1 pseudogene is annotated in these 259 nt (G+C 57.5%); it reads right to left on the bottom strand.

Features of this window, described 5'->3' with window-relative positions:
• A pseudogene (locus tag V5P19_RS23910) lies at nt 1-259 on the bottom strand (DNA repair protein RecN); the annotation flags it as partial.

Genomic DNA, 259 nt, shown 5'->3' with positions numbered 1-259 from the left:
CCATGGATCTGAATCAGCAACTGACCCAGTTCGCGCAGTTGTGACAGAGGAACAGCTGTACCGTTGATGAAACCACGGGAGCGACCATCGCTGCTGATCACGCGACGAAGCAAACATTCATGCCCGTCTTCAAGCTGGTTTTCTTCCAGCCAGCGCAGAGCCGCTGGCGTATCTTTCAGAGAAAAACGGGCGCACAGGTCAGCGCGAGCAGCGCCGGTACGCACCATGTCGGCTTCAGCGCGACCACCGAGACAAAGAC

The organism is Enterobacter sp. UNJFSC 003, assembly GCF_036903355.1.
GTDB lineage: Bacteria > Pseudomonadota > Gammaproteobacteria > Enterobacterales > Enterobacteriaceae > Enterobacter.
Note: the sequence above shows the minus strand (reverse complement) of the source record. Positions and strands in the feature narration are given on the sequence as shown.